Origin of the sequence: Allosphingosinicella sp., from assembly GCF_035626655.1 — a bacterium.
GTDB lineage: Bacteria > Pseudomonadota > Alphaproteobacteria > Sphingomonadales > Sphingomonadaceae > Allosphingosinicella.
Genome location: NZ_DASPNF010000005.1, coordinates 340,324 through 366,820, shown reverse-complemented (window position 1 = coordinate 366,820; position 26,497 = coordinate 340,324). Strand labels below are relative to the sequence as shown.

The window sequence follows — 26,497 nt, the reverse complement described above, 5'->3', positions numbered from 1 at the left end:
TTTCGCGATCGCGCGCGCCGCGCCTATATGCCCCGCGTGACCGCTCCTCTCTACAGCCGCGACATTCTCAGGCTCGCCACCTCGATCGCCCATCTCGGGCGGCTCGCCGATCCGCAGTCGAGCGCGGAGCGGCGGGCGCCGGTTTGCGGCAGCTCGATCGTCGTCGACGTCGCTTTGGACGGGGAGGGCAGGGTGGGCGCCTTCGCTCAGGAGGTGAGGGCCTGCGCCTTCGGCCAGGCGTCGGCGGCCCTGCTGGGGCGGCACGTGCTCGGCCGCAAGGCTGCGGAGCTCGCCGAAGCCCGCGACTCGCTCGCCGCGTGGCTGAGCGGGGAATGCGAGGATCCAGGCGACTGGCCCGGCCTCGACCTCCTCGCGCCCGCCCGCCGGCTCAGCGCCCGGCACGGCGCGATCCTGCTGCCCTTCCAGGCGGCGGCAGAGGCCGCGGAACAGGCCGCGCGCGAGACGGTGCGGCCATGACCGATCACGCCGCCCCGGCCGGCCCATCGCTGCTTCACGACGCCGTCATCCTGCTCGGCTTCGCGCTGGTCTTCGTCCTCGTCTTCCGCCGCCTCGGCCTTGGTGCCACTTTGGGCTTCCTCGTCGCCGGCGCCGTCGTGGGCCCCCAAGTCCTGGGCCTGGTCGCTGGTGGCGAGAACATGCTCCACATCGCCGAGCTCGGCATCGTGCTGCTGCTCTTCCTGGTCGGGCTTGAGCTCAACCTTTCCCGGCTCTGGCGCATGCGGCACGACATTTTCGGCTTCGGGCTGCTCCAGGTGGTGCTGTGCGGGCTGGCCGTCTCGGCCCTGGTCTGGCTTGCGACCGGCTCGAGCCTTGCCGCCGCCCTTGCGCTCGGCCTGCCGCTCGGCCTCTCCTCGACCGCGCAGGTGCTGCCGCTGCTGCAGTCGGCCGGGCGCCTGCGCACGCCGTTCGGCGAGCGGGCCTTCTCGATCCTGCTCTTCCAGGACCTCTCGATCGTCCCGTTGATCACCATCATCGCCGCGATGAGCCGCAACCCGGCCGACGCCGCGGGGCCGCCGGGCTGGCTGCTCGGGCTCTATACGGTCGGCGCCATCGTCGGGCTGGTGCTGGCCGGGCGCTTCGTGCTCCAGCCACTGTTCCGCCTGATCGGCAATATCGGCGAGCGGGAGATGTTCATCTTCGCCGCTCTGTTCACGGTGATCGCCAGCGCCGCGCTGATGGAGCTGCTCGGCCTCTCCACCGCGCTCGGCGCCTTCATCGCCGGCGTGATGCTCGCGGACACGCCGTACCGGCATGAGATCGAGGCGGATGTCGAGCCCTTCCGCTCGATCCTGCTCGGCCTCTTCTTCCTCGCCGTGGGCATGTTGCTCGACCTGCATGCCATTGCGGACCGGCCCTTCTTCGTGATCGGCATGGCGCTCGCACTGATCGCGCTCAAGGCGGCGATCATCATGGGCCTCGCCATGCTCTTCCGCATGGCGTGGCGGCCGGCCCTCGGCCTCGGCCTGCTGCTGAGCCAGGGCGGCGAGTTCGGCTTCGTCCTCTTCGCCCAGGCGCAGGGCGCGATGCTGATCGAGCCGGAGGCGGCCAGCCTGTTCGGAGCGATCGTTACTTTGTCCATGGCGACGACGCCGTTCCTGATGATGGCGACCAGGAAGCTGCGCGCCGAGCCGGTGAGCCGCGAGGCGGAGGAGCGCGAGGGGCCGAGTGCGGACGGCGCCAATGCACTGATCATCGGCTATGGCCGCTTCGGCCAGACGGTCGGGCAGATGCTGCTCGGCCAGGGCATCCAGGTCACCCTGATCGACACCGACATCGAGATGATCGACGTCGCCGGCAGCTTCGGCGCCAAGGTCTATTATGGCGACGGCACCAGGGTCGACATGCTCCGCCAGGCCGGGGCCGCGGAGGCGGAGCTGATCCTGTTCTGCCTGGATGGCGACCAGGTCGAGCCGGAGCTGGTCGAGGCGGTGCACGAGGCCTTTCCCAAGGCCGCGATCTTCGTCCGCGCCTTCGACCGGCGCGCCTATCTGAAGCTGCGCGGGGCGCCGATCGCGGGGATCGTCCGCGAGGTGCTTGAGTCGGCGGTGAAGATGGGGCGGCTGGCGATGGAATCCGCCGGCGTGGACGTCGAGGAGATCGACCGCACCGAGGAGCTCTACCGTGCCCGCGACCGCGAGCGGCTGAAGGCGCAGATCGCGACCGGCGACCTGCGCGCCAAGGTGGACCGGATGATCACCGAGCCCGAGACCACGCACGAAACGGTCAGCGAGGACGACGCCAAACGTTAGACGCCGAGCGCGGCCACGATCCGCGCTACCGTCTCCTCGTGCCGGCCGTCGCTGCGGATGCGCAAGTGCGCCTCGGCATAGAAGGGGTTGCGGAGCTCGGCGAGCGCCTGCAGCGAGCGGACCGGATCGGCCCTGTCGAGCAATGGCCGGCGGCCGCTCCGGCTCGCCCGCTCGGCGAGCAGCGCGATGTCGCCGTCGAGCCAGATTGCGATGCCGCGTTCCAGGATCAGGGCGCGGGTGTCCGGATTGACGAACGCGCCGCCACCGGTGGCGATGACGCGCGGCGGTCCCTCGATCAGGCGGGCGATCACCCGCCGCTCGCCGTCGCGGAAATGCGCCTCGCCGAAGCGCTCGAAGATCTCGGCGACGCTGAGCCCCGCCGCCGCCTCGATCTCCGCATCCGCGTCGGCGAAGGGGAGGCGGAGCCGCCTTGCGAGGCGCCGGCCGACGGTCGTCTTGCCGGCGCCCGGCAGGCCGACGAGCACGATCGGCTTTTTCACTCTTTCCGGCCCGTTCGACATGAAGCGGGGGCTATACAGAGCGCGCCCCGCTGGGGCAAAAGGCGCGCCATGCCCAAGTACAGCTTCGCGCCGCAGCGCCGCCGCCGCAATCCGATCGGCCTCCTTTTCCTCCTCATCCTGGTCCTGCTCGTCGGCTTCATGATCTGGCTCGGATTCCGTTCCAACGAGGTGCCCCAGCAGCGGATCGAGGTGGACGTCACCAATGCGCTTCCGGCTCAGAAATAAGGCCGGCCTGCTCGCCGGGGCGGCCCTGCTCGTCGCCATTCCGGCGCTGAGCCAGGAACGGCGTCCCGAATCCCTGCTCCCGCCGGGCTTCGGCGACCCGCAGACCCTGCCTCCTCCCGAAAAGGCGACGCCGCGCCCGCCGCGGCAGCCGGAGACGCCACGCCAGACGCCGGATTCGCCCCCGGCCCAGACCGGCAACGGCACGGAAACCGTCGCCGAGACCGAGAATGGCGTCGAGAGCGCGGCCGAGGGCGTCGATGAGGTGGCCGTCGATTCCAGTCAGCTGCCGCGCCCGACCAATTATTTCACCGTGCCGCAGGGGCTCGAGCGCTCGACCGATCTGATCGGGCCGCTGCTGCCGGGTAATATGGGCTTCGCCGCCGACGCCTTCGGGCGGACCGACGGCTTCCTGCTGCGCGCCCTGCTGCGGCGGACCAGCGCGCCTTTGGCCTCGCGCTGGGCGTCGATCGTGCTGCGCCGCGCCCTGCTCTCGCATCTGCCGGCGCCGGCGGGGGTGCAGCCGGTCGACTGGGCCGCCGAGCGCGCCGCCTTCCTCGTGAAGATGGGCGAGGCGGATGCGGCCCGGGCCCTGGTCCAGGCGGTGGACGTCGAGCAATATACACCGAGGATGATCGAGGCCGCGGGCGAGACCGCGCTCGCCACCGCCGATCCCGCCGCGCTGTGCCCGCTGGTCGGACCGGCGCGGACCATGTCGCAGGATCAGCTCTGGCTGCTCGCCGACGGCATGTGCGCCGCGCTCGAGGGCGAGGCGGCGCGGGCCGGCGGGATTATCGACCAGGTGCGCGGCCGCGGCGGTGCGAACATCGATCTGGCGCTGGCGGAAAAGGTGGTCGGGGTCGGCGCCGAGACCCGGCGGGCCGCCGAACTGCAGTGGGACGGCGTCAGTCAGATCACGCCCTGGCGGTTCGGCCTGGCGAGCGCGACCGGCGCCACCATCCCGGCGAATTTGATCGACAATGCCGAGCCGCGGATCCGCGCCTGGCTCGCCCGCGCGCCGATGGTGCCGATCGAGCAGCGCCTCGCCGCCGCCTCCACCGCCGCCTCGCTCGGCGTGTTCTCCTCGCACAGCCTCGTCGAGATCTACAGCCTGCAGCTCGACCAGACCGACCCGGCGGAAGCGGCCGGCACGGTCGGCGCGCGGCTGCGCATGGCCTGGGTCGAGCAGGATCCGGCCAGCCGCCTGGAGGCGCTGCGCAACCTCTGGGCTGAGGTCGAGGCGCCGGTCGAGCGGCAGGCGCGCCTGATCCTGACCGCGGGCGCGGCGTCGCGCATCCCGGTCAGCGACGATTATCTTGCCGACGCCCCCAACCTGATCGCCTCGATGCTGAGCGCCGGCATGGACGCGGAAGCGGCGCGCTGGGGCAGCGTGGTCGAGGCGGGCGGCGCCTCCGACAAGGCCTGGGCTTTGCTCGCGCTCGGCGCGCCGCGGCTCAACGTCGCAGTCGACGGCGGGCGGATCGGCGCCTTCGTCAGCGCCGACGACAGCCCGGGCCAGAAGCGCGGGCCGATGCTCGTCGCGGCGCTGGCGGGGCTCGGGCGGATCAGCATGGACCAGGCCTCCTCGTCGGGCTTCCGGCCGGGCGCAGACGATGCCTGGACGCGCGCGATCGACCGGGCGGCGCAGGCGCGCGAGCCGGGCACCGTGGCCCTGCTCGCCGGCGTCGGCCTGCAGAGCTCGGGCTGGCAGGGCGTGCCGCCCGATTATCTGTTCCGGATCGTGCGCGCGCTCCGCACCGTCGGCATGGACTTCGAGGCAAGGATGATCGCCGCCGAGGCCGTGGCGCGGCTGTGAGCCACCACGCCGAGCGTGAATCCCTGGCGGACCTGGACGACCGGACGAGCATCGCCGCCTTTCTCGAGATGATGGCCGCCGAGGCGGGGGCGGCGCGCAACACATTGCTCGCCTACGAGCGGGACCTGCGCGGGGCATCGGCGCTGCTCGGCGGCGCCCTTGCGGCGGCGACGCCGGAGGCGCTGCGCCGGCTCGGCGAGGCCTGGCTGCCGCTGAAGCGCGCCACCGTGGCCCGCAAGGCCGCGGCGCTCAGGCGCTTCTACGCCTTCCTGCAGGACGAGGGCATGCGGCGCGACGATCCGGGCGGCGCCCTGCCGCGCCCGGCGAGCGAGCGGCCGCTGCCGAAGATCCTCGACCATTGCGCCGTCGACGCCCTGTTCGCCGAGATCGAGCGGCGGAAGGTGGCCGGCGCACCCGGAGCGCTGCGCCTCGCCGCCCTGATCGAATTGCTCTACGGTTCCGGGCTGCGCGCGACCGAATTGGTCTCGCTGCCGCGGGGCGCCGTCCAGCCCGACAAGCCCTTCCTGATCCTGCGCGGCAAGGGCGGGCGGGAGCGGCTGGTGCCGATCTCGGACCGCGCGCGAGCCGCGATCGCCGTCTATGCCGCGACCCTGGCGCGCGACGCACTCTGGCTGTTCCCGTCGGGCAAGAAGCATCTGAGCCGGGTCAGGCTCTACCAGCTGGTGCGCGAGCTCGCCGCCGACGCGGGCGTCCCGCCGGACCGGATCAGCCCGCACGTGCTGCGCCATGCCTTCGCGACCCATCTGCTCGAGGGCGGGGCCGATCTGAGGGCGGTGCAGATGCTGCTGGGCCATGCCGATATCGCGACCACGCAGATCTACACCCATGTTGATTCGAGGCGGCTGATCGACCTCGTCAATACGCGCCACCCGCTCGCCGACCGGCCCGCGCGCGTTGACGGCGGCGCCAAGCCCGCCTAACCCCCGCGCCGCAATGGCCACCTTTCTCGATTTCGAAAAGCCGATCGCCGAGCTCGAAGCCCGGATCGCCGAGCTGCGCGACACCGCCTCGGCGACCGAGCCCAATATCGAGGCGGAGATCGGCCGCCTGCAGGAGCGCGCCCAGCGCCAGCTGCGCGACACCTATGCCAAGCTCACCCCCTGGCAGAAGACGCAGGTCGCCCGCCATCCGGAGCGGCCGCATCTCAAGGATTATGTCGAGGGGCTGATCGAGGATTTCGTGCCTTTGGCCGGCGACCGCAACTTCGCCGACGACAGCGCGATCATCGGCGGGCTCGGCAAATTGGGCGGGCGGCGCATCGTCCTGATCGGCCATGAGAAAGGTGACGACACGGCGAGCCGGCTCAAGCACAATTTCGGCATGGCCCGGCCCGAAGGCTATCGTAAGGCGATCCGGCTGATGCAGCTCGCCGACCGCTTCGGCCTGCCCGTGGTCACCCTGGTCGACACGCCGGGCGCCTTTCCGGGCGTGCAGGCGGAGGAGCGCGGCCAGGCCGAGGCGATCGCCCGCTCGACCGAGCAATGCCTTGCCCTCGGCGTGCCTTTGGTCGCCGCGATCGTCGGGGAAGGGGGCTCGGGCGGCGCCATCGCCATCGCCGCCGCCAACAAGGTGCTGATGCTGGAGCACAGCGTCTATGCGGTGATCTCGCCCGAGGGCTGCGCCTCGATCCTCTGGCGCACCGCCGAGAAGGCGGCCGACGCCGCCGAGGCGATGCGCGTCACCGCGCAGGACCTCAAGCAATTGGGCGTGATCGACCGAATCGTCGCCGAGCCGGCCGGCGGCGCACATCGCGAGGCCGCCGCCACGATCGCGGCCCTGGGCGCCGCGATCGGCGAGGAGCTGGACGCGCTCGCGCCGCTCTCCGCCGAGCAAGTGCGCAAGGCCCGCCGCGAGAAGTTCCTCTCGGTCGCCTGACCCCGGATGCGAAAAGGGCGGCGGGAGCTGCCTCCCGCCGCCCTTCGCGATCCTGCTCGAAGCGGCTTAGCCGTTCATCGCCGACGCGGCGTTGTTGAACGTCGTGCGGATCGAGGTGCCGAGGCCCTGCATCGCGGTGATGGCGGCGACGGCGATCAGGGCGGCGATCAGGCCATATTCGATGGCGGTGGCGCCCTTGCTGTTCCTGATCAGCTTCAGAATGCGCTGCATGTTCCGGTCTCCTTGGTTCCACTTGGCTCCTGGGGAAGGTCCACACTCCCCGGCCGTCCGTCCTTGCGAGGGGTTCGGCCATCCTTCCCCATAGAGGCTCAGCCTTGAGAAACATTTAATGGGCCGTTGCGGCGGAACCCGTGCCGCAGGCAAAGAAGAAGGGCGGCGGACCAAGGTCCACCGCCCCCCGTTACCGGTCTTAGCGAACGGCTTAGCCGTTCATCGCCGACGCGGCGTTGTTGAAGGTGGTGCGGATGCTGGTGCCGAGGCCCTGCATCGCCGCAATGGCGGCAACCGCGATCAGAGCCGCAATCAGGCCATACTCGATGGCGGTGGCGGCTTTGTTGTTGCGAATGAATTTGCGAATGGTCTGCATTGTCCGGTTCCTCGATCTCGATTTCAATCGCGGAGGGTCCACTGGCCACCCGCGTTGCCCCTCTTAGAGCAGACCCGTTTTGGGCTATCTGGCTTTACAATCCGTTAAAGGGCGGGTCCGTTTTTTGACCTGGATCAGCGACGGGGCGCCAGGGCGACCTATGCGGGCGGACCGACGCGGGCGCTTGCCGCGGGCCGGTCCACAGGACATTTCAAGGGACAGACGCTCAGGCGTCCTGGACTTCGGCGTTGACGTTGTTCCACATGGTAATCGTGGTGCTTGCAAGGGCGTAGACGCCAACGAGAATGGCAAGGAAGATGAGCGCGACGATCAGGCCATATTCGACGGCCGTCGCTGCCCTGGTCTCGCGTGCCAGCCGAAAGAATTTGCGCATCTTTTTCTTCCCTTGCCCGTGGCGAGGGGAGATACCGGAGTTGGAGTTAATGAAACCCTTCCGGGAACGCTGGTTTTGGAAAAAAATCCGACAATGACGGTGGTGGCGGCGGCCTTGCTCGACGGCGACGGGCGGATCCTGCTGCAGCAGCGCGCGCCCGGGCGGGCGATGCCTGGCCTGTGGGAATTTCCCGGCGGCAAGGTCGAGATGGGCGAGCTGCCCGAGGCTGCCCTGGCCCGCGAGCTGGAGGAGGAACTCGGCATCGCCATCCATCCCGCCGATTTCGTCCCGGCCTGCTTCGCCAGCGCGCCGGTGACCGGCCGGCACATGATCCTGCTTCTCTATCTCTGCCGGCGCTGGCGGGGCGAGCCGGCGGCGCTGGATGCGAGCGCGCTCGCCTGGCTGCGTCCGGACGAGATGCGGCCCGACGACATGCCGCCGGCCGACGCGCCGCTCATCCCGATGCTCGACGCCCTGCTCGCCGCGGGGGCGGCATGACCGGGCCGGAGGGGGAGGCCAGGCTGGAGCGGCTGCGCCTGCTGGCCATGGCGGTCTCGCTCTGCTTCCTCTTCCTGATCGTCACCGCGCTCGTCACCATCCTGCGCGACCCCTTTCAGATGGACTTCATCTCTTACTGGGCGGCGGGGCGGCTCGGGCTCGAGGGGCAGGCGGCGCTCGCCTATGACTTCAATGCCCATCGGGCGGTCGAGCTGCAGGCGACGATGGTGGCGGGAATCCCGTTCGGCTATCCGCCCGCCTTCCTGGTTCTGGCGACGCCCTTCGCGCTCTTTCCCTATCCGCCCGCCGCCGTTGCCTGGGTGATCCTGACCTGGGGCGCCTATGCGCTGGCGGTGCGGCTCTGGGCTCCCAAGGCTTTCTGGCTCGCCATGGCGATGCCCCCTCTGCTGATCAACGCGATCACCGGCCAGGCCGGCTTCCTGCTCGCGGCCCTGTTCATCGGCGGCATGGCGCTGCTGCCGAAGCGGCCTTTGCTCGGCGGGATCCTGCTCGGCCTGATCGTGGTGAAGCCGCAACTCGGCCTCGTCCTGCCCTTCGCCCTCGCGGCGGGGCGCGAATGGCGCGCCTTTGCCGGCGCCGCGCTCTCGGTGGGCGGCTTGCTGCTGCTCGGCCTCGTCCTGTTCGGCCTGGAAAGCTATCGCGCCTGGCTCGGCAATGCCGGCCTGTTTTCCTCGGTGGTGGCGGACGGGCTGGCGGGGTGGCAGCGCATGGCGAGCGTCTACAGCGCTTTGCGCTACGACGGCCTCGGCGCCGGGCCGGCCTGGCTCGCGCAAGGGCTGGTCGCGGTCGCCGCGATCGCCGCCGCCTGCCTCCTCTGGCACCGCAAGGCCGAGTGGGGGGCGCGGGCCGGGGCGCTGGCCGCCGCCACGGCGCTCGCGAGCCCCTATCTGTTCGGCTACGATACGTTGCTGCTCATCATGCCCTTCGCCTGGCTGCTGACCCGCGGCCGGCATGCGCTGCTGCTGGCGCTCTGCTGGGCGCTGATGCTGCTCGGCCTGCTCCAGGCTCTGGACTGGGCCGGCGGGCCGAACCTGGCGCCGCTCGTGCCCATCATCCTGCTCGCCCTGATCTGGCGCGAGGCTCAGCGCGCGCCGGAGCCCCCGGGCTTCAGCGCATCGGCGAGCGAGGCCGTGCCCGAGCCGCGCCTGGCCGGGGCCGGCTGAGACGGGGCCGGCGCCCAGCCGCTCAGGAAGATCAGCTCAAACCGCTCCACCGCGCTCTCCCCGAATTCCGCCGTGGCGGCGGCGAAGCCGAGCCGGGTGAAGGGCCGGCGCGCCCGCTGGGCGAGGATGTTGGTAGCGCCGGCGAGACGCAGGTCGGCGAGCAGGCGCGGCAGCGAGGCATAGCGGACCTCAACCACCTCCCGGTCCGCCACCGGCAACGCGAAGCCGGCGCGGGTCAGCAGGTCGCCCGCCGCGCGCACGTCGATCTGCGGGTGGATGCGCGGCGACGGATCGAGGCCCTCGGCCGCCTCGGCCGCGCGCATCGCCTGGCGCAGCCGCGGCAGGCTGCCGGCGCCGGCGAAGGCGGCGAGGAACAGCCCGTCCGGCTTCAGCGTGCGGCGGAGCAAAGCCAGCGCGCCGGGCAGATCGTTGATCGTGTCGAGCAGCCCGACCGAGACGGCGAGGTCCATGCTGGCGGGGGGCAGGCCCGGCAGGTCCGCCTCGTCGACGCGAAGCACCGACAGGCCGCGCTCGGCCAGCCGGTCGCCGAGCCAAGGGTCGCTGCTCAGCTCGAGCGCCGCCGCGAAGGGCCGCGCGACGAGCTCGAGCCGGTCGAGCAATTCCTCCGCGGCGCGCCGGTGCAGCCAGAAGGCGTCGCCCTTGCCCGCGCCCGCGCGCGCCCGGCGCAGGCGGCCGAGCCTGGCATCGAAGGGGAGGGCGGGGCCGTCGGTCATTGCCAGCGCCTATAGCAGAGCGCAGCCTTGCACCAACCGCCTGTCCATGAGCGGACAGTCTGTCCGGAATCGGACGCGATTTCGGCTGTGGCATTCCTGCCCGCAGAGAGGAAATTCGCTGGCACGCCTCTTGCTGCGATGCGGCGGAACGACCATTGGAGAAACGCTTTCCCTTCCCGGTCCTGGCCGATAAAAGCCCCGAAGACCGATAAGTGTATTGCGCCACTAAAACAGTTGTGCGAAGAGCCGCGACGATGACGGAATTGACCTTCGAACCCATGCGCCGCTCTATGGTGGCGAGCCAGCTCAGGACGACGGGCGTCAACGATCCGCGCGTCGTTGCGGCGATGGGCGAGGTCGCGCGCGAGCGCTTCGTGCCGGCGGAGCGCTGCGCGCTCGCTTATGCCGATGCCACCGTCCCGCTGGCCAATGGCCGGGCGCTCAATCCGCCGATGGCGCTGGGCCAGATGCTGACCGCCGCCGGGCTGCAGGGTGACGAGCGCGCGCTCGTGATCGGTGCCGGCTCGGGCTATGCCGCGGCGGTCGTCGCCCGGCTCGCCGGTTCGGTGACGGCGCTGGAGGAGGATGCCGCGCTCGCCGGCATGGCGCGCGAGGCGCTGGCCGGGACGGGGGTGACCGTCGTCGAGGGGCCGCTCGCCGCTGGCTGGTCCGCCGGGGCGCCCTATGAGTTCATCCTGATCGACGGCGCCGTCGAATATGTGCCGCAGGCGATTGTCGACCAGACCGCGGACGGGGGGCGGATCGCCCTGGCCTTGCTCGACCGGGGCGTGACCCGGCTCGGCATCGGCCGGGTCGTATCCGGAGCGTTCGGACTGACGACGATTTCCGATGCGGCGGTTGCCATCCTGCCGGGCTTCGAGAAGCCCCGCGGTTTTACCTTTTGAGAGCGGAGTGGGTTTAATGCGTTCAGCTTTGCTGGCAGCAGCCGGGGTGGCGGCCATCGCTGTGGGTGGCGCCGCGCTGGCGCAGCCCCAGAATACGGGCACGGCGCCGCGCTCGCAGACCCAGGCCTTCGTGCCCAATCCGGCGCGCGCCCCAGCCGCGACCACACCGCCAGCGGCCCCGGTCGACTATGGCCGCGAGCAGACGCTGCGCGACGCCCTGGTGCGCACCTACCAGACCAATCCGACCCTGATGGCCGAGCGCCAGTCGCTCCGCCAGCGCGACGAGGACGTGGACATCGCCCGTGCCGCCGGGCGTCCTCAGGCCGACGTCTCCGCGCAGGTCAATCGCGACATCTACACCCGCCACATCATCGGCGGGAACGGCGCCGACATGAGCGTGACCGGCCGGATCAGCCTGCCGCTCTATTCGGGCGGGCGGGTGCGCAATTCGGTGCGCGCCGCCAATACCCGTGTCGAGGCCGGCCGCGCCGACCTCAGGGCGACCGAGGGCGATCTCTTCACCGAAGCGGTGGCGGCCTATATGGACGTGATCCGCGACCGCTCGATCGTCCAGCTCAACCAGAACCAGGTCCGCGTGCTGGAGACCAACTTGCAGGCGACGCGCGACCGTTTCGAGGTCGGCGACCTGACCCGGACCGACGTCGCCCAGTCCGATGCCCGCCTCGCGCTCGCCCGCAGCCAGCTCTCCATCGCCGAGGGGCGCCTGCGCGCCAGCGAGGAGAATTACCGGCGCGTGATCGGCGAGAATCCCGAGGATCTGCAGCCGCCGCCGCATCTACCGAGCCTGCCGGGCACGGACGAGCAGGCCACCCAGATCGCGCTCGCCAACAATGCCGATCTCGCCTCGATCGCCGCCCAGGCCCGCGCCGCCGGCTATGACGTCCGCGTGGCGCGCGGCGCCCGGCTGCCGACGATCAGCGCGAACAGCACGACCACCTATTTCGACCGGCTCGGCACCGGCGTTGCCGGCGTGAACGGCGTCGGGCTGGACGTCGACAACACGACGAGCTCCGGCGTTGGTCTGTCGCTGACCATGCCGCTCTACCAAGGCGGCGCCGCGGCCTCGCGCGTGCGGCGGGCCGAGGCGGTGCGCGGCGAGCTGCTGGAGACCGCGGTCGCGGTCGAGCGCCTGGTCATCTCCAATACCAATGCCGCCTTCGCCAATTACCGGGCGGCGCTGCAGGCGATCGAGTCGAACGAGATCGCCGTCGCCGCCAACACGCTGGCGCTGGAGGGCACGCGCGCCGAGCAGACGGTCGGCACGCGCAACGTGCTCGACGTGCTCAACGCCGAGCAGGAATTGCTGAACAGCCAGGTGCTGCTGGTGACGGCGCGGCGCGACGCCTATGTCGCCGGTTTCCAGCTGCTCAACGCCATGGGCCAGGCCGAGGCCGAGGATCTCAACCTCGACGGCATCGGGCCGCTCTACGACCCGACGGTCAACTACAATCGCTACAACAACAATTGGAGCGACTGGGACGACGGGCCGCGCATCCGTCCGTCCTCCACCCGCACCGCGCCGCCCAATAACAACAGCCCGGTGACAGAACCCCCCGTGACAGTCTCGCCGCAATAAGCAATAAGCGCGGCGCTATGGGGGACGCCCAACCAGACCCGTCGATGGAGGAAATTCTCGCCTCCATCAAACGCGTTATCGCCGAGGACGGCAAGGCCGCGGCCGCCGTGGTCGCGGCACCTGCGGCGACGAGCGGGCGCGCCCGGCGGCTCCGTCCCGCCGCGCCGGTCACCGCGGAGACGGCCGACGACGACGTGCTCGAGCTGGACGAGCCGATCACCGAGGGTCCGACCTTGCTGTCGGACAATGCCGCCGCCTCCACCCGCTCGCGGCTTGCCTCGCTCTCGGCGCTGCGCCAGCGCGGGGAGGCGCAGGCCGCCGATCCGGGTGCGCTCGAGGCGGTGGTGCGCGAGATGCTGAAGCCGATGCTCAAGGAGTGGCTCGACCAGCGCCTGCCCGAGATCGTCGAGGAGCTCGTCACCCGCGAGATCGCCCGGCTGACGGGGCGGGATCTGTAGGCACCTTCGTGCTCCGGCGAAGGCCGGAGCGTTGCGAGACCCGCACAAGCTGTTCGACCAGCGGTCCGGCCTTCGCCGGACCACGATTTTGGTTAACGGCACCGGGTTGCCCGTCCTCCCGCGCCGGTGCTAACCGCGCTCCCCATGAAGAAGCTGCTGCTCGCGAGCCTTGCCGCGCTCGCTCTCGCCCAGGCGCCCGCCGCCTTCGCCCGCCCGATGACCGCCACCGACCTCGCCACCCTGCGACGGCTCTCTGCGCCCGCCGTCTCACCGGACGGCAATTGGGCGGTTTACCAGTTGCGCGAGACCGATCTTGCCGCGAACCGGGGCCGGACGGACCTTTATCTGCTCGATCTGCGCGCCGCGGACGCGCAGCCGGTGCGGATCGCCTCGGCGCCCGAGCATAACGAGCATGATCCGCGCTTCTCGCCCGACGGGCGCTGGCTCTATTATCTCTCCGACGCGTCCGGCAGCGACCAGATCTGGCGCGTCTCGCTGCCCTCGGGCACGCCGGAGAAAGTCACCGACCTCGCCACCGACGTCGCCGGCTTCGCGATCGCGCCGAGCGGGGACCGCGTGGCGATCTGGGCCGACCGCAACATGGCCTGCCAGGATTTCAGCTGCGCCAACGTCTCCGGGCCGGCGCCGGACCATGGCTCGGGCCGGGTCTACGACCAGACCTTCGTGCGCCACTGGGACACCTGGGTGGAGCCGGGCGTGCGCTCGCGCCTCTTCTCCTTCCCGATGGTCGACGGCCGCCCGCAGGGGCAGGGCACGCCGCTCGCGCCGAACCTGGTCGGCGATTCGCCCTCCAAGCCGTTCGGCGGGGCCGAGGAGATTGCCTGGAGTCCGGACGGACGGACCCTGTTCTTCGCGCTGCGCGAGGCGGGGCGGACCGAGCCGAACTCGACCAATCTCGACATCTTCTCGGTGCCCGCGGACGGCAGCGCGGCGCCGACCAACCTCACGCCCGCGCTGCGGGGCACGGACACGACGCCGGCCGTGTCACCGGACGGGCGCTGGCTGGCCTGGACCAACATGGCGCGGGCAACCTACGAGGCGGACCGGCAGGTCGTCCATCTGCGCAACCTGCAGACCGGCGAGGTCCGGGCGCTGACCGGCGGCTGGGACCGCTCGGTCGGCTCGATCGCGTGGGCGCCGGACGGGCGCTCATTGCTCGTGACCGCGGGCGACACGCTCGACAATCCGGTCTTCCGCGTGGACGTGGCGACGGGCCGGGTGACGCGGCTGACCCAGGGAGGCATCGCGGGCAACGTCATCCCGCTGCGCGACGGCGGCGCGCTCTACACGCTGAACAGCCTGCAGGCCCCGGACGACCTCTACCGGCTCGACCGGCGCGGCCGGGCGCGGCAGCTCACCCGGGTCAATGCGGACCGCATGGCGGACCTCGATCCGGTCACCGTGCAGCGTTTCTCCTTTCCCGGCGCGGGCGGCGACACGGTCTGGGGGCAGATCGTGAAGCCGGCGGGCGCGCAGGGCCGGCTGCCGGTCGCCTTCCTGATCCATGGCGGGCCGCAGTCCAGCTTCGCCAATGGCTGGTCCTATCGCTGGAACCCCTGGCTGTTCGCGGCGCCGGGCTATGCGGCGGTGACCATCGATTTCCACGGGAGCACCGGCTACGGCCAGGCCTTCACCGATGCGATCAACCGCGACTGGGGCGGCAAGCCACTCGAGGATCTGCGCCTCGGCCTCGCCGCGGCGGGGCGGACCGATCCGCAGGTCGACACCGCCAATGCCTGCGCGCTCGGCGGCTCCTATGGCGGCTTCATGGTCAACTGGATCGCGGGCAACTGGCCCGACGGCTTCCGCTGCCTGGTCAGCCATTCGGGCGTCTTCGACCAGCGTGCCATGGCCTATGAGACCGAGGAGCTCTGGTTCACCGAATGGGAGTTTGGCGGGCCCTATTTCGAGCCCGCGGCGCGCGAGAATTACGAGCGCAACAACCCTGTCAATTTCGTGCAGAATTTCCGCACGCCGATGCTGGTCATCCATGGCGAGCGCGACTTCCGGATTCCGTACAGCCAGTCGCTCGGCCTGTTCAACGCGCTGCAGCGGCGGAACATCCCCTCGCGGCTGGTGGTCTTCCCCGACGAGAATCACTGGATCCTGAAGCCGCAAAACTCGATCCAATGGTATCGCGAGGTCCACGGCTGGCTCGACCAGTGGCTCAGAAGGGGTGGCGGAGACGCGCAGGCGCGCTAAGAGCGCGTCCATGACCGAACTGCCAAAAACCTTCGACCCGGCCGCGATCGAGGCGCGCTGGTACGCCAGGTGGGAGAGCGAGGGGATGTTCCGCCCCGCGCGCCCGGACGCCGAGCCGTTCACGATCGTGATCCCGCCGCCCAACGTGACGGGCTCACTCCATATCGGCCACGCGCTCGACAATACGCTGCAGGACATCCTCATCCGCCATGCGCGGCTGCAGGGGAAGGATGCGCTCTGGGTGGTCGGCATGGACCATGCGGGCATCGCCACGCAGATGGTCGTCGAGCGCCAGCTCGAGGAGAAACAGGACAAGCGCACGAACTACACCCGCGACGAGTTCATCGCGAAGGTGTGGGAGTGGAAGGCGGAGAGCGGCGGCCAGATCACGCGCCAGCTCCGCCGGCTCGGCGCTTCCTGCGACTGGGCGAACGAGCGATTCACCATGGACCCGCATTTCGTGAAGGCGGTGCTGAAGGTGTTCGTCGACCTGTACAATCAGGGGCTGCTCTATCGCGACAAGAGGCTGGTGAACTGGGATCCGGGGCTGAAGACCGCAATCTCCGACCTCGAGGTGGAGACCAACGAGATCAAGTCCAGCTTCTGGCATTTCCGCTACCCGCTGGCGGACGGCTCGGGGGCGATCTCGGTGGCGACAACGCGCCCCGAGACGATGCTCGCCGACATGGCGGTGGCGGTCCATCCCGACGATGAGCGTTATCGGGCCTGGATCGGGAAGAAGGTCAGGCAGCCGGTCACGGGCCGGTTGATCCCGATCATCACCGACGAGCATGCCGATCCGGAGCTGGGCTCCGGCGCGGTGAAGATCACGCCGGGGCACGACTTCAACGATTTCGAGGTCGGCAGGCGCGCCGGCATCGCGCCGTCGGACATGCTCAACATGCTCGATGCCGACGCGAAGGTGGTGCAGACCGCGGACGGGCTGGTGCCGGCGGAACTGCTCGGCCTCGACCGGTTCGAGGCGCGTAGGCGCGTCGTCGCGATAATCGAGGCGGAAGGCTGCCTGGAAAAGGTCGAGGACCGGGTGGTCGCGACACCCTTCGGCGACCGCTCCGGCGTGGTGATCGAGCCCTGGCTGACCGATCAATGGTATGTCGACGCGGCGACTTTGGCGCAGAAGCCGATCGAGGCGGTGCGCTCCGGCGACATCCGCGTCGTGCCGAAGACCTGGGAGAAGACCTGGTTCAACTGGCTGGAGAATATCCAGCCCTGGTGCGTGTCGCGGCAGCTCTGGTGGGGGCACCAGATCCCGGCCTGGTATGACGACGCGGCGGGCAAGGTCTATGTCGCCGAGACCGAGGCGGAGGCGCAGGTGCAGGCCGGGGAGGGCGCGGTGCTGCGCCGTGATCCCGACGTGCTCGACACCTGGTTCTCCTCGGCGCTCTGGCCGTTCGCCACGCTCGGCTGGCCGGAGCAGACCGAAGAATTGCGCCGCCATTATCCCAACGACGTGCTGATCTCCGGCTTCGACATCATCTTCTTCTGGGATGCACGCATGGCGATGCAGGGCTTCCAGTTCATGGGAGAGAAGCCGTGGAAGACCTTGTACCTCCACGGTTTGGTCCGCGACGCCAGGGGCCAGAAGATGTCCAAGTCCAAGGGTAATACCGTGGACCCGCTCGGTCTGATCGACCGCTTTGGCGCCGACGCGCTGCGCTTCACTTTGGCGGCGATGGAGAGCCAGGGGCGCGACATCAAGCTCGATGAGAAGCGCGTCGAGGGCTATCGCAATTTCGCGACCAAGCTCTGGAATGCGGCCCGCTTCTGCCAGGCCAACGGCATCGGTGCCTCCGCGGCGATCGAGCCGCCCGCGACGACCCTGCCGGTGAACAAATGGATCATCGGCGAGACGGTGAAGACCATCCAGGCGCTCGACCTCGCGCTCGCCGATTTCCGCTTCGACGAGAGCGCCAACAATATCTACCACTTCACCTGGGCGACCTTCTGCGACTGGTATCTGGAGCTGATCAAATCGACGCTGACGGCGCCTGAAGCACCGCATCTTGCCGGCGGCGAATATGCGGAAGAGACTCGACACGTAGCCGGCTGGGTGCTCGACCAAATTCTGGTCATGCTCCACCCGTTCATGCCATTCGTGACCGAGGAATTGTGGAATGCGCTCGGCGATCGACCCTATCCGCTGATCCATGCCAGGTGGCCCGCTGGTGATGCTCGGGCACTTGATCCCTCGGCGGGGGTTGAGATTGATTGGCTCATCCGGCTGGTAGGTGGCATTCGCGCCGCTCGCGCGGAGCTGAACGTGCCGCCGGGCGCGAAACTGCCGCTCCATGTCCGGGACGCCTCCGACGAAACAGCCGGGAGGCTGGAGCGCGGCGCCACGGCCCTGCAACGTCTGGCCCGCATCAGTGGCATAAGTGATGGCGCTGTCGAGGGCGGCGCAGCGCAGATCGTGGTCGACGAGGCGACCTTCCTGCTGCCGCTGGAGGGCGTGATCGACATCGACGCGGAGAAGGCCCGTCTCGCCAAGGCGGCCGAGGCGGCGGAGAAGGAGCGCGATTCGCTGTCGGCCCGCCTCAACAATCCGAGCTTCGTCGAGCGCGCCAAGCCGGAGGCGGTCGAGAAGGCGCGGGCGGACCATGCGGAGAAGGCATCGGACGCGGAGAAATATCGGGCCGCGCTGGCCCGGCTCGGCTGAGGTCTCGCGCGAAATTCCTGCTGCGGGATCGGGCCCGGCGTGGCGTCTTGCGAGTCCGGAACCGCAGGCTGGACACCCGGTTCCACCCCTCAGACGAAGGAAATCCGATGGCGACTCGTGCCGGACCGGGCCCACGCGGCCGCCATGACCTGACCGAGGGCCCGATCGGCAAGGCCCTGCTCGCCTTCGCCCTCCCGACCCTGCTCTCCTCGATCCTGCAGTCGCTGAACGGCTCGATCAACGCGATCTGGGTTGGGCGCTTCCTCGGCGAGCAGGCGCTGGCGGCGACCTCCAACGCCAATCTCACCATGTTCCTGCTCATGGCCTTCGTCTTCGGTTTCGGCATGGCGGCGACGGTGCTGATCGGCCAAGCCTTCGGGCGGCGAGACATGGACTCGGTGCGCCGGACGATCGGCACCGCGATCGGCAGCTTCGCGCCCTTCGCAGCCCTGATTGGTCTGCTCGGCTGGATCTTCGCGCCGGATCTGCTGCGCCTGCTGGCGACGCCGGCGGAGAGCGCCGCGCTGGCGCTCGCCTATCTGCGCGTGATCTTCATCGCCATGCCGCCGATCCTGATTGCCGTGGTGCTGATCATGGGCCTCCGCGGCACCGGCGATTCGATCAGCCCGATGTGGTTCATGATCGTCGCGGTGGTGCTGGATTCGGGGCTCAACCCGGTCTTCATCCTCGGCCTCGGTCCGATCCCGGCCATGGGCATTGCGGGTTCGGCCATGGCGACGGTGATCGCCAATTATGCGGCCCTGATCGGCCTGCTCTTCTACATCTATGTTCGCGACCTGTCGGTCCGGCTGCGCGGGCCCGAATTGCGCTACCTGATCCCGGACCGGCAGCTGCTGAAGACGATGATCGTCAAGGGCTTCCCGATGGGGCTGCAGATGATCGTCATCTCCTCCTCGGGCCTCGCGACCCTGGGCCTGGTCAACCGCGAGGGCGTCGAGACGACCGCGGCCTTCGGCGTGGCGATGCAGCTCTGGACCTATCTCCAGATGCCGGCCATGGCGCTCGGCGCCGCCTGCAGCGCGATGGCGGCGCAGAATATCGGCGCCGGCAAGTGGGAGCGGGTGGGCGCGATCACCCGCTCGGCGATCACCTACAATCTGCTGATCACCGGCGTCCTCGTGGTGCTGCTGATCGCCTTCGACCGTGCCGCCCTGGCCCTCTTCCTCGGCGGCGGCAGCCCGGCCTTGCCGATCGCCCAGCATATCCAGCTGCTCGCAACCTGGAGCTTCCTCCTGTTTGGCGTGACAATGATCCTGTTCGGCACGGTGCGGGCGAACGGCGCCGTGATCGGGCCCCTGATCATCCTCTTCATCGGCCTCTATCCGGTGCGGCTCGGCTTCGCGCTCGGCGCCTATCACTGGCTCGGCGCGGATTCGATCTGGCTGAGCTTCACCGTCGGCAGCCTCGCCAATCTGGCGCTGGCCGCGGCCTATTACCTGCACGGCGGCTGGCGCAAGGCGCGGATGCAGCCGCCGCCGCGCGAGGAGCTGGTCGAGGAGGCGCAGGCGGATGCCGAGCCGGGCGGGCGGCTCAACCCGACGGCCTGAGGCTCAGGCCGGCACCATCACCTCGATCACCCCCTCCGCCACCTCGACCGCCGCCGGCGTGTGGCCGATCACCTCGCCGTCGATCGAGATGGGCAAAGGGGGATCGGTCTCGAGGCGCAGCTTGCGGGCATGGAAATCGATCACGGTCTGACGTTTCCAGGCCCGGTTGCGCGCCAGCACGGCGAGCCAGTTGCGCAGCAGGCGATGCCTGGCGCGGCCGGGCACGGCCTGAACGACGATCTCGCCGCTGTCGACGCGGGCTGCATCGATCACCTCCACGCCGCCATGATAGGGTCCGTTGGCGATCCGCACCTCCAGCGCTTCCATCTCGTGCCGCTCGCCATTCTCCAGCTCGACGATCAGGCGGAAGGGGCGGAAGCGGAACACGCAGCGTATCGCCCAGAGCAAATAGCCGACGCGCCCGAGCCAGCGCTTGAGCCCGTGCGGCACGGTGGCGCCGATCAACGGCGACAGGCCGATGGCGGCGCTGTTCGCGTAGAAATCGCCGTCGATCACGCCGAGATCGACGCGGCGGCGCCTGCCCGTCGCGATCGTCCTGATCGCGCCGTCCAGGTCGAGCGGGATGCCGAGCGTGCGGGCGAAGCTGTTCGCCGTCCCCAATGGCAGCAAGGCGAAGACGCAGTCGCGGTCGACCAGCTCGTCCACCGCAGAGGAGAGCGAGCCGTCGCCGCCGCCGACGATGACCATCGGCGCGCCGCTCCTGACCGCCTGCTTGACCGTCGGGATCAGATCCCTGGTCTTGCGCACGGCATGGGCGGAGCGGAGCCGGATGCCGGCTTCCCTCAGGCTGAAGACGGCCCGGCGGAAGAGCGCGCGGCCCTTGCGCGAGCGGGCATTGACGACCAGCACGGCCTCGCGCGGGATGGGCTTTTCGGCGGACATGGCGCTCCTAACTCATGGGCGCGGGCGGATGTCCACTGCCGATGCGCATCGGCGTTCGTCTAACGCGGCTTTGCAGGGCGCGGATCGGGCGCTAAGCCCCGCCCTCATGCCTGCCGCCACCTATCCCGCCCTTCGCCTGCGCCGGACGCGCGCCGCTCCGTGGAGCCGGGCGATGGTTGCCGAGACCAGCCTGTCGCCGTCGGACCTGATCTGGCCCCTGTTCATCGCGGAAGGGGGGGGCGTCGAGGAGCCGATCGCGAGCCTGCCCGGCGTCTCGCGCTGGTCGGTGGACCTGATCGCGGCGCGGGCGAAGGAGGCGCGCGCGCTAGGCATCCCGTGCATCGCGCTCTTCCCGAACACGCCGCAGGGCCTCAGGAGCGAGGATGCGCGCGAGGCGCTGAACCCGGACAATCTGATCTGCCGCGCGGTGAAGGCGGCCAAGGACGCGGCGCCGGAGGTCGGCGTGCTCACCGACGTCGCGCTCGATCCCTATACCAGCCACGGCCATGACGGGATCGTCGATCCGTTCGGCTATGTGCTGAACGACGAGACCAGCGCGGTCCTGGCCGACCAGGCCCTGGTCCAGGCCGATGCCGGCGCCGACATCATCGCGCCCTCCGACATGATGGACGGCCGCGTCGGCGCGATCCGCGGCGCGCTCGAGGAGGCCGGCCATGTCAACGTGCAGATCATGGCCTATGCCGCCAAATATGCCTCGGCCTTTTACGGCCCGTTCCGCGACGCGGTCGGCAGCAGGGGCCTGCTGAAGGGCGACAAGAAGACCTACCAGATGGACCCGGCCAATGCGCTGGAGGCCCTGCGCGAGGTCGCGCTCGATCTCGCCGAGGGCGCGGACACGGTGATGGTGAAGCCGGGCCTGCCCTATCTGGACATCGTCCGCCGCGTTAAGGAGCGGTTCGAGGTGCCGGTCTTCGCCTACCAGGTGTCCGGCGAATATGCGATGATCGAGGCCGCCGCCGCGGCGGGCGCGGGCGACCGCGACGCCCTGGTCCTCGAGACATTGATGGCGTTCAAGCGGGCCGGCTGCGCGGGCGTGCTGACCTATCACGCCCCGCTCGCCGCGCGGCTGCTCGCCAGCCGATGAGCGAAACCGCGCGGCTGCTGGCGCTGCAGCGGGCAGCGGCCCCGCTCGAGCCGGATGCGGGTGCGCGCGAAGCGCTTGCCGGGCTGACAATCGGACATGCGGAGGCGTTCCTCGCGGCGCTGGAGGAGGGCCCGTCCTACGCGGCCTGGACCGAGGCCAATGCCGCGGCGCTGGCGGCACCCTTTCCGGAAAGCGGGCGCGAGCCCGAAGCCGTGCTCGCCGAGTTCGACGCCTGCGTCGCCCGGCCGGGTATCACCACCGCTTCCGGGCGCTTCACCGGCTATATTCCGGGCGGCGGCCTGTTCCATGCGGCGCTCGGCGATTTCCTCGCCGCCGCGACCAACAAATATTCGGGCTTCGCGCCGGCTGCCCCGGGCGCCGTCAGACTGGAAAATGCCGTCGCGAGCTGGCTGGCCAGGGTGATCGACATGCCGGAAGGGGCAGCGGGGGTGCTGACCTCGGGCGGCAGCATGGCGAACCTCACCGCGATCGTCGCCGCGCGCGAGGCCGCGGACCCGGACGGGGGCGGGGCCATCTACCTGACCGGCTTCGCCCATCATTGCATCGACAAGGCGCTGCGCATCGCCGGACGGGCGCGGTCGCCGCGCCGGCTGATCGCTACCGACGAGCGCCACCGGATGCGCGCCGACGCCCTCGCCGAGGCGCTGGAGCAGGACAGGGCGGATGGTATCCGGCCCTGGCTGATCGTCGCCTCGGCCGGCACGGTCGACACCGGCACGGTCGACCCGCTTGCCGAGATCGCGGCGCTCGCCACCGAATATCGCGCCTGGCTGCACGTGGACGGCGCCTATGGCGGCCTGTTCATGCTCTGCGAGGAGGGGCGGGCAGCGCTCGGCGGGATCGAGCAAGCGGACAGCGTCGCGCTCGACCCGCACAAGACCCTGTTCCTCCCCTACGGCACGGGCGCCGTCGTCGTCCGGGAGGGGCGGAAGCTGTTCGAGGCGTTCAGCGCCAGCGCCGATTACATTCAGGAATTCGCCGCCAACGATGTCGGCCCGTCGCCCGCCAATCTCTCGCCCGAGCTGACCCGCCATTTCCGCGCCCTCCGGCTCTGGCTGCCGCTGCAGCTCGCCGGCGTCGCCGCCTTCCGCGCCGCCCAGTCGGAGAAGATCGGGCTCGCCCGCTATTTCCATGCGCGGCTGTCGGACATGCCGGACTGGGATGCGGGGCCGCCGCCCGACCTTTCGGTCGTCGCCTTCCGCTATCGCGGCAGCAACGCCTTCAACGACGGGCTGCTGGAGCGCCTCCAGCAGGACGGCCGCGTGTTCCTGAGCGGGACGCGGATCCAGGGCGAGACCTGGCTGCGCTGCGCGATATTGTCGTTCCGCACGCATCTGGCGCATATCGACGAGACGATCGACGTGCTGGCCACCACGGCGGCCGCCCTCCAAGCGGAAAGCAGGGACGAAAGTGCAGAATGAAGCCGCCTCCTTTCACCCATTGTTCAGCGACGCTGCGGGCATGATCGTCCGTCGCGCCGTTCGCGCCGAGGCCTTGAGGGACTGATGTCGAAGAAGAACCGCAGGCAGCAGGCCGCGAACAATCCGAAGCGCGATGCCGCCGCCACGCCGATCCTGCCGGCGCCGCGGGTGAACGAGCGCTATGCCCGCCCGCTCTTCGTGCTGACCATCGTCACCGGTTCGTTTCTGCTGTTTCTTACGCAACCGATGATCGCGCGTATGGCGCTGCCCCGGGTCGGCGGCGCGCCGTCTGTCTGGAACAGCGCGATGCTGGTCTACCAGCTGCTGCTGCTCGCCGGCTACGCCTATGCCCACTGGGCGGTGCGGCTGAAGCCGCGCAGGCAGGCGGGCCTGCACATCATCCTGCTCGGCGTCGCCGCGCTCTGGCTACCGATCGGGCTCACCCAGGCGGTGCCGCCAAGCGATTTCGAGCCGGCGCTCTGGGTGCCCTGGTTCCTGCTCTCCTCGATCGGCCCGGTCTTCTTCATCGTTTCCGCGCAGGCGCCTTTGATGCAGCGCTGGTATGCGCTGGAGACGAGCCGCGGCGATCCCTATCCGCTCTACGCCGCCTCCAATCTCGGCAGCTTCGCCGGCCTGATCTCCTATCCCCTGCTGGTCGAGCCGCTGATGAGCCTGCAGCAGCAGAGCTGGCTGTGGACGGCGATGTATGCCTTTCTGTTTCTTCTGGTCATCGCCTGCGCGCTGACCGTGCCCGCCGATGCGGTCGAGGTCGTGCCCGAGCATGACGAGCCGGCACCGACGACGCGGCAGATGCTGCACTGGATCGTGCTGGCGGCGGTGCCCTCGGGGCTGATGCTGTCGACGACGACGCACCTCACCACCGACATCGTCGCCATCCCGATGCTCTGGGTGCTGCCGCTCGGCCTCTATCTGCTGAGCTTCGTCATCGCCTTCGCCCACCGGCGCAAGGTCGCCGACTTTATCACCATGCTGGCGCCGATCATCATCCTGGTCGCCGGCGGGCTGGTCTTCGGCCGCGGCGCGAGCAACCCGCTCTATCCGGTGACGCTCGGCCTGCTGCTGCTGTTCGCGATCGCGGTGGCGCTGCACGGCGAGATGTTCCGGCTGCGTCCGGCGGCCAGCCACCTGACCCGCTTCTACCTCGCCATGTCGATCGGCGGCATGCTCGGCGGCCTGTTCTGCGCGATCGTCGCGCCTTTGCTGTTCGACTGGGCCTATGAATATCCCCTGCTGATCCTGGGCGCCGCCCTCCTTGTGCCGCAAATGCCGCTCGTGCCCTGGCCGAAGGAGCAGGAATGGCTGATGCGGCTCGCGCTGCCGGCCATGGCCGTCCTGCTCTCCGCCGCCGTCTACATGATGCGCTACAAGGGCTTCAGCTCGCAGATGGTGCTGATCGGCTCGATCCTGATCTCGCTGGCGGCGCTCGCCTGCTTGGGCCGGCGGGTCGCCTTCACCATCTGCCTGCTCGCTTTGATGGTGAGCTACGACAATCGCGGCGTGCTCAGCACCACCGTGGAGGGTGGCCGCACCCGCTCCTATTTCGGCATTTACGAAGTCTATGTCCGGCCCGACGGCAGCGCCCGCGTGCTGACCCACGGCACCACCCTGCACGGCATCCAGAATCTCGATCCGGCGCTGGAGCGCGAGCCGACCTCATATTATGCGCGCCGCTCCGGCGTCGGCATCGCGTTGACCAATGCCGACTCGCTTTTCGGCGCGCATCCGCGGATCGGCGTCGTCGGGCTCGGCTCGGGCACGCTCTCCTGCTACGCCTTCCCGAACCAGAGCTGGACCTTCTTCGAGATCGACCCGGCGATGGTCGAGGTCGCGCGCAACCGCTTCACCTTCCTCACCCGCTGCGCGCCGCAGGCCCGGATCGTGCTCGGCGACGCCCGGCTCAGCCTCGCCCAGCAACCGCCGGGCTCGATCGACCTGCTCGCGGTCGACGCCTTCTCCTCCGACGCGGTGCCGATGCACCTGCTTACCCACGAGGCGCTGCAGGTCTATGGCCGGGCCGTGCAGCAGAACGGCATCGTCCTCTTCCACATCTCCAACCGCTATCTGGACCTGCGCCCGGTGATCGCCGAGCTGGCGCAGAGCAGCGGCTGGCATGCGGCGATGCTCGAATATATGCCGACCGAGGCGGAGGAGGCGCAGAACGCGACCATCTCGGTCTGGATCGCCCTGTCGCGCAACCCGGAAACGCTGCAGCGGCTGATGCAGCTCAGCGGCAATGACGCGACCGCCTGGCGCTCGGTCGATCCGCGGCCCGGCTTCTCCGGCTGGACCGACGACCATGCCTCGATCCTGCCGATCCTGAACTTCGATTCCTTCATCCCGCGCGGCAATTGATGGGCGTAGCGATCGAGACCGGCCGGCTGCTGCTGCGCGACTGGCGCGAGGACGACATCGCGCCCTTCATCCGCCACACCAACACGCCGGCGGTGATGCGCTGGCTGGGCGGCGTGCAGACCGAAGCGCAGCTGGAGGAGGCGATCCGCACCCGGATGATGCGCTGGCAGCAGGAGCGCGGCTTCACCTTCTGGGTCGTGGAGCGCAAAGCAGACGGCGCGCTGCTCGGCTTTTGCGGGCTCAAGATCGCCGACACGCCGGGATCGCCGATCGAGGGCGTGCACGAGGTAGGCTGGCGGCTGCGCGAGGAAGCCTGGGGGCAGGGCTATGCGAAGGAGGCGGCGATCGCCTCGCTCGATTTCGCCTTCGACCGGCTGGGCGCGCAGCGCGTCGTCGCGATCACCTTCGTCGGGAATGAGCCAAGCTGGGGCCTGATGGAGCGGCTCGGCATGACCCGCCGGCCCGAGGACGATTATGACGATCCGCGCTTCCCGACGCTCAACCCCACGATCGTCTACGACATCCGCCCCGGGGAGCTGAAAAGATGAGCCTGATCCCGTTCGGCGGCAAGGCGCCGATCATCGATCCCGCCGCCTTCGTCGCGCCCGGCGCGCGGCTGATCGGCGACATCGAGATCGGGCCCGAATCCTCGATCTGGTACAATTGCGTGCTTCGCGGCGACGTGAACCGGATCCGGATCGGCGCGCGCACCAACATCCAGGACGGGACGGTGCTGCACGTCGATTCGCCACGGCCGGGCAACGAGGGCGGCCACCCGACCCTGATCGGCGACGAGGTGCTGATCGGCCATATGGCGATGGTCCATGGCTGCCTGCTGCACGACCGCGCCTTCGTCGGCCTCGGCGCGATCGTCATGGACGGCTGCGAAATCGAGAGCGACGCGATGCTCGCCGCCGGCGCCCTGCTCACCCAGGGCAAGCGCATCCCCGCCGGCCAGCTCTGGGCAGGGCGCCCGGCCAAATATGTCCGGGACCTTGGCGAGGCGGATTTCCGGGGCATGCGCGCCGGCGTGGCGCATTATGTCGCGCTGGCGAAGCTGCATGCGGAGGCGGTGCGAGCGGCCGGGTAGGACCCCCGCTCCTT

At 69.7% G+C, this 26,497-nt stretch carries 25 protein-coding genes; 19 read left to right on the top strand and 6 right to left on the bottom strand.

Annotated features, from left to right (window positions below; all coding sequences use genetic code 11):
• Positions 1-27: 27 nt before the first annotated feature.
• Together VEC11_RS04705 and VEC11_RS04700 are read left to right on the top strand one after the other, a co-directional pair.
• Positions 28-477 (top strand): iron-sulfur cluster assembly scaffold protein, encoded by a 450-nt coding sequence (locus VEC11_RS04705; protein WP_464129440.1) that lies wholly within the window; start codon positions 28-30, stop codon positions 475-477.
• Positions 474-2,270 (top strand): cation:proton antiporter domain-containing protein, encoded by a 1,797-nt coding sequence (locus VEC11_RS04700; RefSeq protein WP_464129439.1) that lies wholly within the window; start codon positions 474-476, stop codon positions 2,268-2,270. The genes VEC11_RS04705 and VEC11_RS04700 overlap by 4 nt, the downstream gene beginning before the upstream one ends.
• Here VEC11_RS04700 and VEC11_RS04695 read toward each other — a convergent pair.
• Positions 2,267-2,791: a shikimate kinase gene (locus tag VEC11_RS04695; protein WP_464129438.1), complete on the bottom strand. Its 525-nt coding sequence runs from the start codon at positions 2,789-2,791 to the stop codon at positions 2,267-2,269. The genes VEC11_RS04700 and VEC11_RS04695 overlap by 4 nt on opposite strands.
• Before the next feature lie 48 nt (positions 2,792-2,839).
• Here VEC11_RS04695 and VEC11_RS04690 point away from each other — a divergent pair, with 48 nt between their 5' ends.
• From VEC11_RS04690 to VEC11_RS04675, 4 genes are read left to right on the top strand one after another with little or no spacing between them, the layout of a single operon-like run.
• Positions 2,840-3,016, top strand: a complete 177-nt coding sequence (locus VEC11_RS04690; RefSeq protein WP_464129437.1) for a hypothetical protein — start codon at positions 2,840-2,842, stop codon at positions 3,014-3,016.
• Positions 2,994-4,829, top strand: coding sequence for a hypothetical protein (locus tag VEC11_RS04685; RefSeq protein ID WP_464129436.1), 1,836 nt, complete (start codon positions 2,994-2,996; stop codon positions 4,827-4,829). The genes VEC11_RS04690 and VEC11_RS04685 overlap by 23 nt, the downstream gene beginning before the upstream one ends.
• Positions 4,826-5,770, top strand: a complete 945-nt coding sequence (locus tag VEC11_RS04680; protein ID WP_464129435.1) for a tyrosine recombinase — start codon at positions 4,826-4,828, stop codon at positions 5,768-5,770. The genes VEC11_RS04685 and VEC11_RS04680 overlap by 4 nt, the downstream gene beginning before the upstream one ends.
• 13 nt (positions 5,771-5,783) lie before the next feature.
• A complete protein-coding gene (locus tag VEC11_RS04675; protein WP_464129434.1) occupies positions 5,784-6,725 on the top strand; it encodes an acetyl-CoA carboxylase carboxyltransferase subunit alpha in 942 nt (313 codons plus the stop codon).
• A 66-nt stretch (positions 6,726-6,791) separates the two neighbouring features.
• Here VEC11_RS04675 and VEC11_RS04670 read toward each other — a convergent pair whose 3' ends face one another.
• The 3 genes from VEC11_RS04670 to VEC11_RS04660 form a co-directional block, all read right to left on the bottom strand.
• Positions 6,792-6,956 carry a Flp family type IVb pilin gene (locus tag VEC11_RS04670; protein ID WP_464129433.1) on the bottom strand — a complete coding sequence of 55 codons (165 nt, stop codon included), beginning with the start codon at positions 6,954-6,956 and terminating at the stop codon, positions 6,792-6,794.
• Positions 6,957-7,167: 211 nt separating this feature from the next.
• Positions 7,168-7,332, bottom strand: a complete 165-nt coding sequence (locus tag VEC11_RS04665) for a Flp family type IVb pilin (RefSeq protein WP_464129432.1) — start codon at positions 7,330-7,332, stop codon at positions 7,168-7,170.
• A gap of 226 nt (positions 7,333-7,558) precedes the next feature.
• Positions 7,559-7,726 carry a Flp family type IVb pilin gene (locus VEC11_RS04660; RefSeq protein ID WP_464129431.1) on the bottom strand — a complete coding sequence of 56 codons (168 nt, stop codon included), beginning with the start codon at positions 7,724-7,726 and terminating at the stop codon, positions 7,559-7,561.
• Between the two features lie 93 nt (positions 7,727-7,819).
• Between VEC11_RS04660 and VEC11_RS04655 the strand changes: the two genes are divergently transcribed.
• Both VEC11_RS04655 and VEC11_RS04650 read left to right on the top strand, forming a co-directional pair.
• Positions 7,820-8,224: a (deoxy)nucleoside triphosphate pyrophosphohydrolase gene (locus tag VEC11_RS04655; RefSeq protein ID WP_464129430.1), complete on the top strand. Its 405-nt coding sequence runs from the start codon at positions 7,820-7,822 to the stop codon at positions 8,222-8,224.
• Positions 8,221-9,408: a glycosyltransferase family 87 protein gene (locus VEC11_RS04650; RefSeq protein WP_464129429.1), complete on the top strand. Its 1,188-nt coding sequence runs from the start codon at positions 8,221-8,223 to the stop codon at positions 9,406-9,408. The genes VEC11_RS04655 and VEC11_RS04650 overlap by 4 nt, the downstream gene beginning before the upstream one ends.
• Here the strand turns inward: VEC11_RS04650 and VEC11_RS04645 are convergent.
• Positions 9,327-10,142: a class I SAM-dependent methyltransferase gene (locus VEC11_RS04645; protein ID WP_464129428.1), complete on the bottom strand. Its 816-nt coding sequence runs from the start codon at positions 10,140-10,142 to the stop codon at positions 9,327-9,329. The genes VEC11_RS04650 and VEC11_RS04645 overlap by 82 nt on opposite strands.
• Before the next feature lie 254 nt (positions 10,143-10,396).
• Here VEC11_RS04645 and VEC11_RS04640 point away from each other — a divergent pair, with 254 nt between their 5' ends.
• From VEC11_RS04640 to VEC11_RS04615, 6 genes are all read left to right on the top strand, one after another.
• Positions 10,397-11,047, top strand: a complete 651-nt coding sequence (locus VEC11_RS04640) for a protein-L-isoaspartate O-methyltransferase family protein (protein ID WP_464129427.1) — start codon at positions 10,397-10,399, stop codon at positions 11,045-11,047.
• Positions 11,048-11,063: 16 nt separating this feature from the next.
• Complete coding sequence (locus VEC11_RS04635; RefSeq protein ID WP_464129426.1) at positions 11,064-12,644, top strand: TolC family outer membrane protein; 1,581 nt, start codon at positions 11,064-11,066, stop codon at positions 12,642-12,644.
• 44 nt (positions 12,645-12,688) lie between these two features.
• The gene (locus tag VEC11_RS04630) at positions 12,689-13,102 is read left to right on the top strand and encodes a DUF2497 domain-containing protein (RefSeq protein WP_464129425.1); all 414 of its coding nucleotides are present in this window, start codon (positions 12,689-12,691) and stop codon (positions 13,100-13,102) included.
• A 144-nt stretch (positions 13,103-13,246) separates the two neighbouring features.
• Entirely contained in the window at positions 13,247-15,325 is a 2,079-nt protein-coding gene (locus VEC11_RS04625) for a S9 family peptidase (protein ID WP_464129424.1), read from the top strand.
• A gap of 10 nt (positions 15,326-15,335) precedes the next feature.
• A complete protein-coding gene (locus VEC11_RS04620; RefSeq protein ID WP_464129423.1) occupies positions 15,336-18,002 on the top strand; it encodes a valine--tRNA ligase in 2,667 nt (888 codons plus the stop codon).
• A gap of 107 nt (positions 18,003-18,109) precedes the next feature.
• The gene (locus VEC11_RS04615) at positions 18,110-19,570 is read left to right on the top strand and encodes an MATE family efflux transporter (protein ID WP_464129422.1); all 1,461 of its coding nucleotides are present in this window, start codon (positions 18,110-18,112) and stop codon (positions 19,568-19,570) included.
• A gap of 3 nt (positions 19,571-19,573) precedes the next feature.
• Here VEC11_RS04615 and VEC11_RS04610 read toward each other — a convergent pair whose 3' ends face one another.
• Positions 19,574-20,473, bottom strand: a complete 900-nt coding sequence (locus VEC11_RS04610; protein ID WP_464129421.1) for a diacylglycerol/lipid kinase family protein — start codon at positions 20,471-20,473, stop codon at positions 19,574-19,576.
• 106 nt (positions 20,474-20,579) lie between these two features.
• Here VEC11_RS04610 and hemB point away from each other — a divergent pair, with 106 nt between their 5' ends.
• The 5 genes from hemB to VEC11_RS04585 all read left to right on the top strand — a co-directional run bounded on the left by hemB (position 20,580) and on the right by VEC11_RS04585 (position 26,483).
• A complete protein-coding gene (hemB, locus tag VEC11_RS04605; protein ID WP_464129420.1) occupies positions 20,580-21,578 on the top strand; it encodes a porphobilinogen synthase in 999 nt (332 codons plus the stop codon).
• The gene (locus VEC11_RS04600; RefSeq protein ID WP_464129419.1) at positions 21,575-23,020 is read left to right on the top strand and encodes a pyridoxal phosphate-dependent decarboxylase family protein; all 1,446 of its coding nucleotides are present in this window, start codon (positions 21,575-21,577) and stop codon (positions 23,018-23,020) included. The genes hemB and VEC11_RS04600 overlap by 4 nt, the downstream gene beginning before the upstream one ends.
• A gap of 84 nt (positions 23,021-23,104) precedes the next feature.
• A complete protein-coding gene (locus tag VEC11_RS04595) occupies positions 23,105-25,393 on the top strand; it encodes a spermidine synthase (RefSeq protein ID WP_464129418.1) in 2,289 nt (762 codons plus the stop codon).
• A complete protein-coding gene (locus VEC11_RS04590) occupies positions 25,393-25,941 on the top strand; it encodes a GNAT family N-acetyltransferase (RefSeq protein WP_464129417.1) in 549 nt (182 codons plus the stop codon). The genes VEC11_RS04595 and VEC11_RS04590 overlap by 1 nt, the downstream gene beginning before the upstream one ends.
• Positions 25,938-26,483 carry a gamma carbonic anhydrase family protein gene (locus tag VEC11_RS04585; RefSeq protein ID WP_464129416.1) on the top strand — a complete coding sequence of 182 codons (546 nt, stop codon included), beginning with the start codon at positions 25,938-25,940 and terminating at the stop codon, positions 26,481-26,483. The genes VEC11_RS04590 and VEC11_RS04585 overlap by 4 nt, the downstream gene beginning before the upstream one ends.
• The last annotated feature ends 14 nt before the right edge of the window (positions 26,484-26,497 follow it).

Coding starts and splice junctions, on each gene's coding strand:
- VEC11_RS04705 (WP_464129440.1), top strand. CDS start 28: ATGCCCCGCGTGACCGCTCCTCTCTACAGCCGCGACATTCTCAGGCTC.
- VEC11_RS04700 (WP_464129439.1), top strand. CDS start 474: ATGACCGATCACGCCGCCCCGGCCGGCCCATCGCTGCTTCACGACGCC.
- VEC11_RS04695 (WP_464129438.1), bottom strand. CDS start 2,791: ATGTCGAACGGGCCGGAAAGAGTGAAAAAGCCGATCGTGCTCGTCGGC.
- VEC11_RS04690 (WP_464129437.1), top strand. CDS start 2,840: ATGCCCAAGTACAGCTTCGCGCCGCAGCGCCGCCGCCGCAATCCGATC.
- VEC11_RS04685 (WP_464129436.1), top strand. CDS start 2,994: ATGCGCTTCCGGCTCAGAAATAAGGCCGGCCTGCTCGCCGGGGCGGCC.
- VEC11_RS04675 (WP_464129434.1), top strand. CDS start 5,784: ATGGCCACCTTTCTCGATTTCGAAAAGCCGATCGCCGAGCTCGAAGCC.
- VEC11_RS04670 (WP_464129433.1), bottom strand. CDS start 6,956: ATGCAGCGCATTCTGAAGCTGATCAGGAACAGCAAGGGCGCCACCGCC.
- VEC11_RS04665 (WP_464129432.1), bottom strand. CDS start 7,332: ATGCAGACCATTCGCAAATTCATTCGCAACAACAAAGCCGCCACCGCC.
- VEC11_RS04660 (WP_464129431.1), bottom strand. CDS start 7,726: ATGCGCAAATTCTTTCGGCTGGCACGCGAGACCAGGGCAGCGACGGCC.
- VEC11_RS04655 (WP_464129430.1), top strand. CDS start 7,820: ATGACGGTGGTGGCGGCGGCCTTGCTCGACGGCGACGGGCGGATCCTG.
- VEC11_RS04650 (WP_464129429.1), top strand. CDS start 8,221: ATGACCGGGCCGGAGGGGGAGGCCAGGCTGGAGCGGCTGCGCCTGCTG.
- VEC11_RS04645 (WP_464129428.1), bottom strand. CDS start 10,142: ATGACCGACGGCCCCGCCCTCCCCTTCGATGCCAGGCTCGGCCGCCTG.
- VEC11_RS04640 (WP_464129427.1), top strand. CDS start 10,397: ATGACGGAATTGACCTTCGAACCCATGCGCCGCTCTATGGTGGCGAGC.
- VEC11_RS04635 (WP_464129426.1), top strand. CDS start 11,064: ATGCGTTCAGCTTTGCTGGCAGCAGCCGGGGTGGCGGCCATCGCTGTG.
- VEC11_RS04630 (WP_464129425.1), top strand. CDS start 12,689: ATGGAGGAAATTCTCGCCTCCATCAAACGCGTTATCGCCGAGGACGGC.
- VEC11_RS04625 (WP_464129424.1), top strand. CDS start 13,247: ATGAAGAAGCTGCTGCTCGCGAGCCTTGCCGCGCTCGCTCTCGCCCAG.
- VEC11_RS04620 (WP_464129423.1), top strand. CDS start 15,336: ATGACCGAACTGCCAAAAACCTTCGACCCGGCCGCGATCGAGGCGCGC.
- VEC11_RS04615 (WP_464129422.1), top strand. CDS start 18,110: ATGGCGACTCGTGCCGGACCGGGCCCACGCGGCCGCCATGACCTGACC.
- VEC11_RS04610 (WP_464129421.1), bottom strand. CDS start 20,473: ATGTCCGCCGAAAAGCCCATCCCGCGCGAGGCCGTGCTGGTCGTCAAT.
- hemB (WP_464129420.1), top strand. CDS start 20,580: ATGCCTGCCGCCACCTATCCCGCCCTTCGCCTGCGCCGGACGCGCGCC.
- VEC11_RS04600 (WP_464129419.1), top strand. CDS start 21,575: ATGAGCGAAACCGCGCGGCTGCTGGCGCTGCAGCGGGCAGCGGCCCCG.
- VEC11_RS04595 (WP_464129418.1), top strand. CDS start 23,105: ATGTCGAAGAAGAACCGCAGGCAGCAGGCCGCGAACAATCCGAAGCGC.
- VEC11_RS04590 (WP_464129417.1), top strand. CDS start 25,393: ATGGGCGTAGCGATCGAGACCGGCCGGCTGCTGCTGCGCGACTGGCGC.
- VEC11_RS04585 (WP_464129416.1), top strand. CDS start 25,938: ATGAGCCTGATCCCGTTCGGCGGCAAGGCGCCGATCATCGATCCCGCC.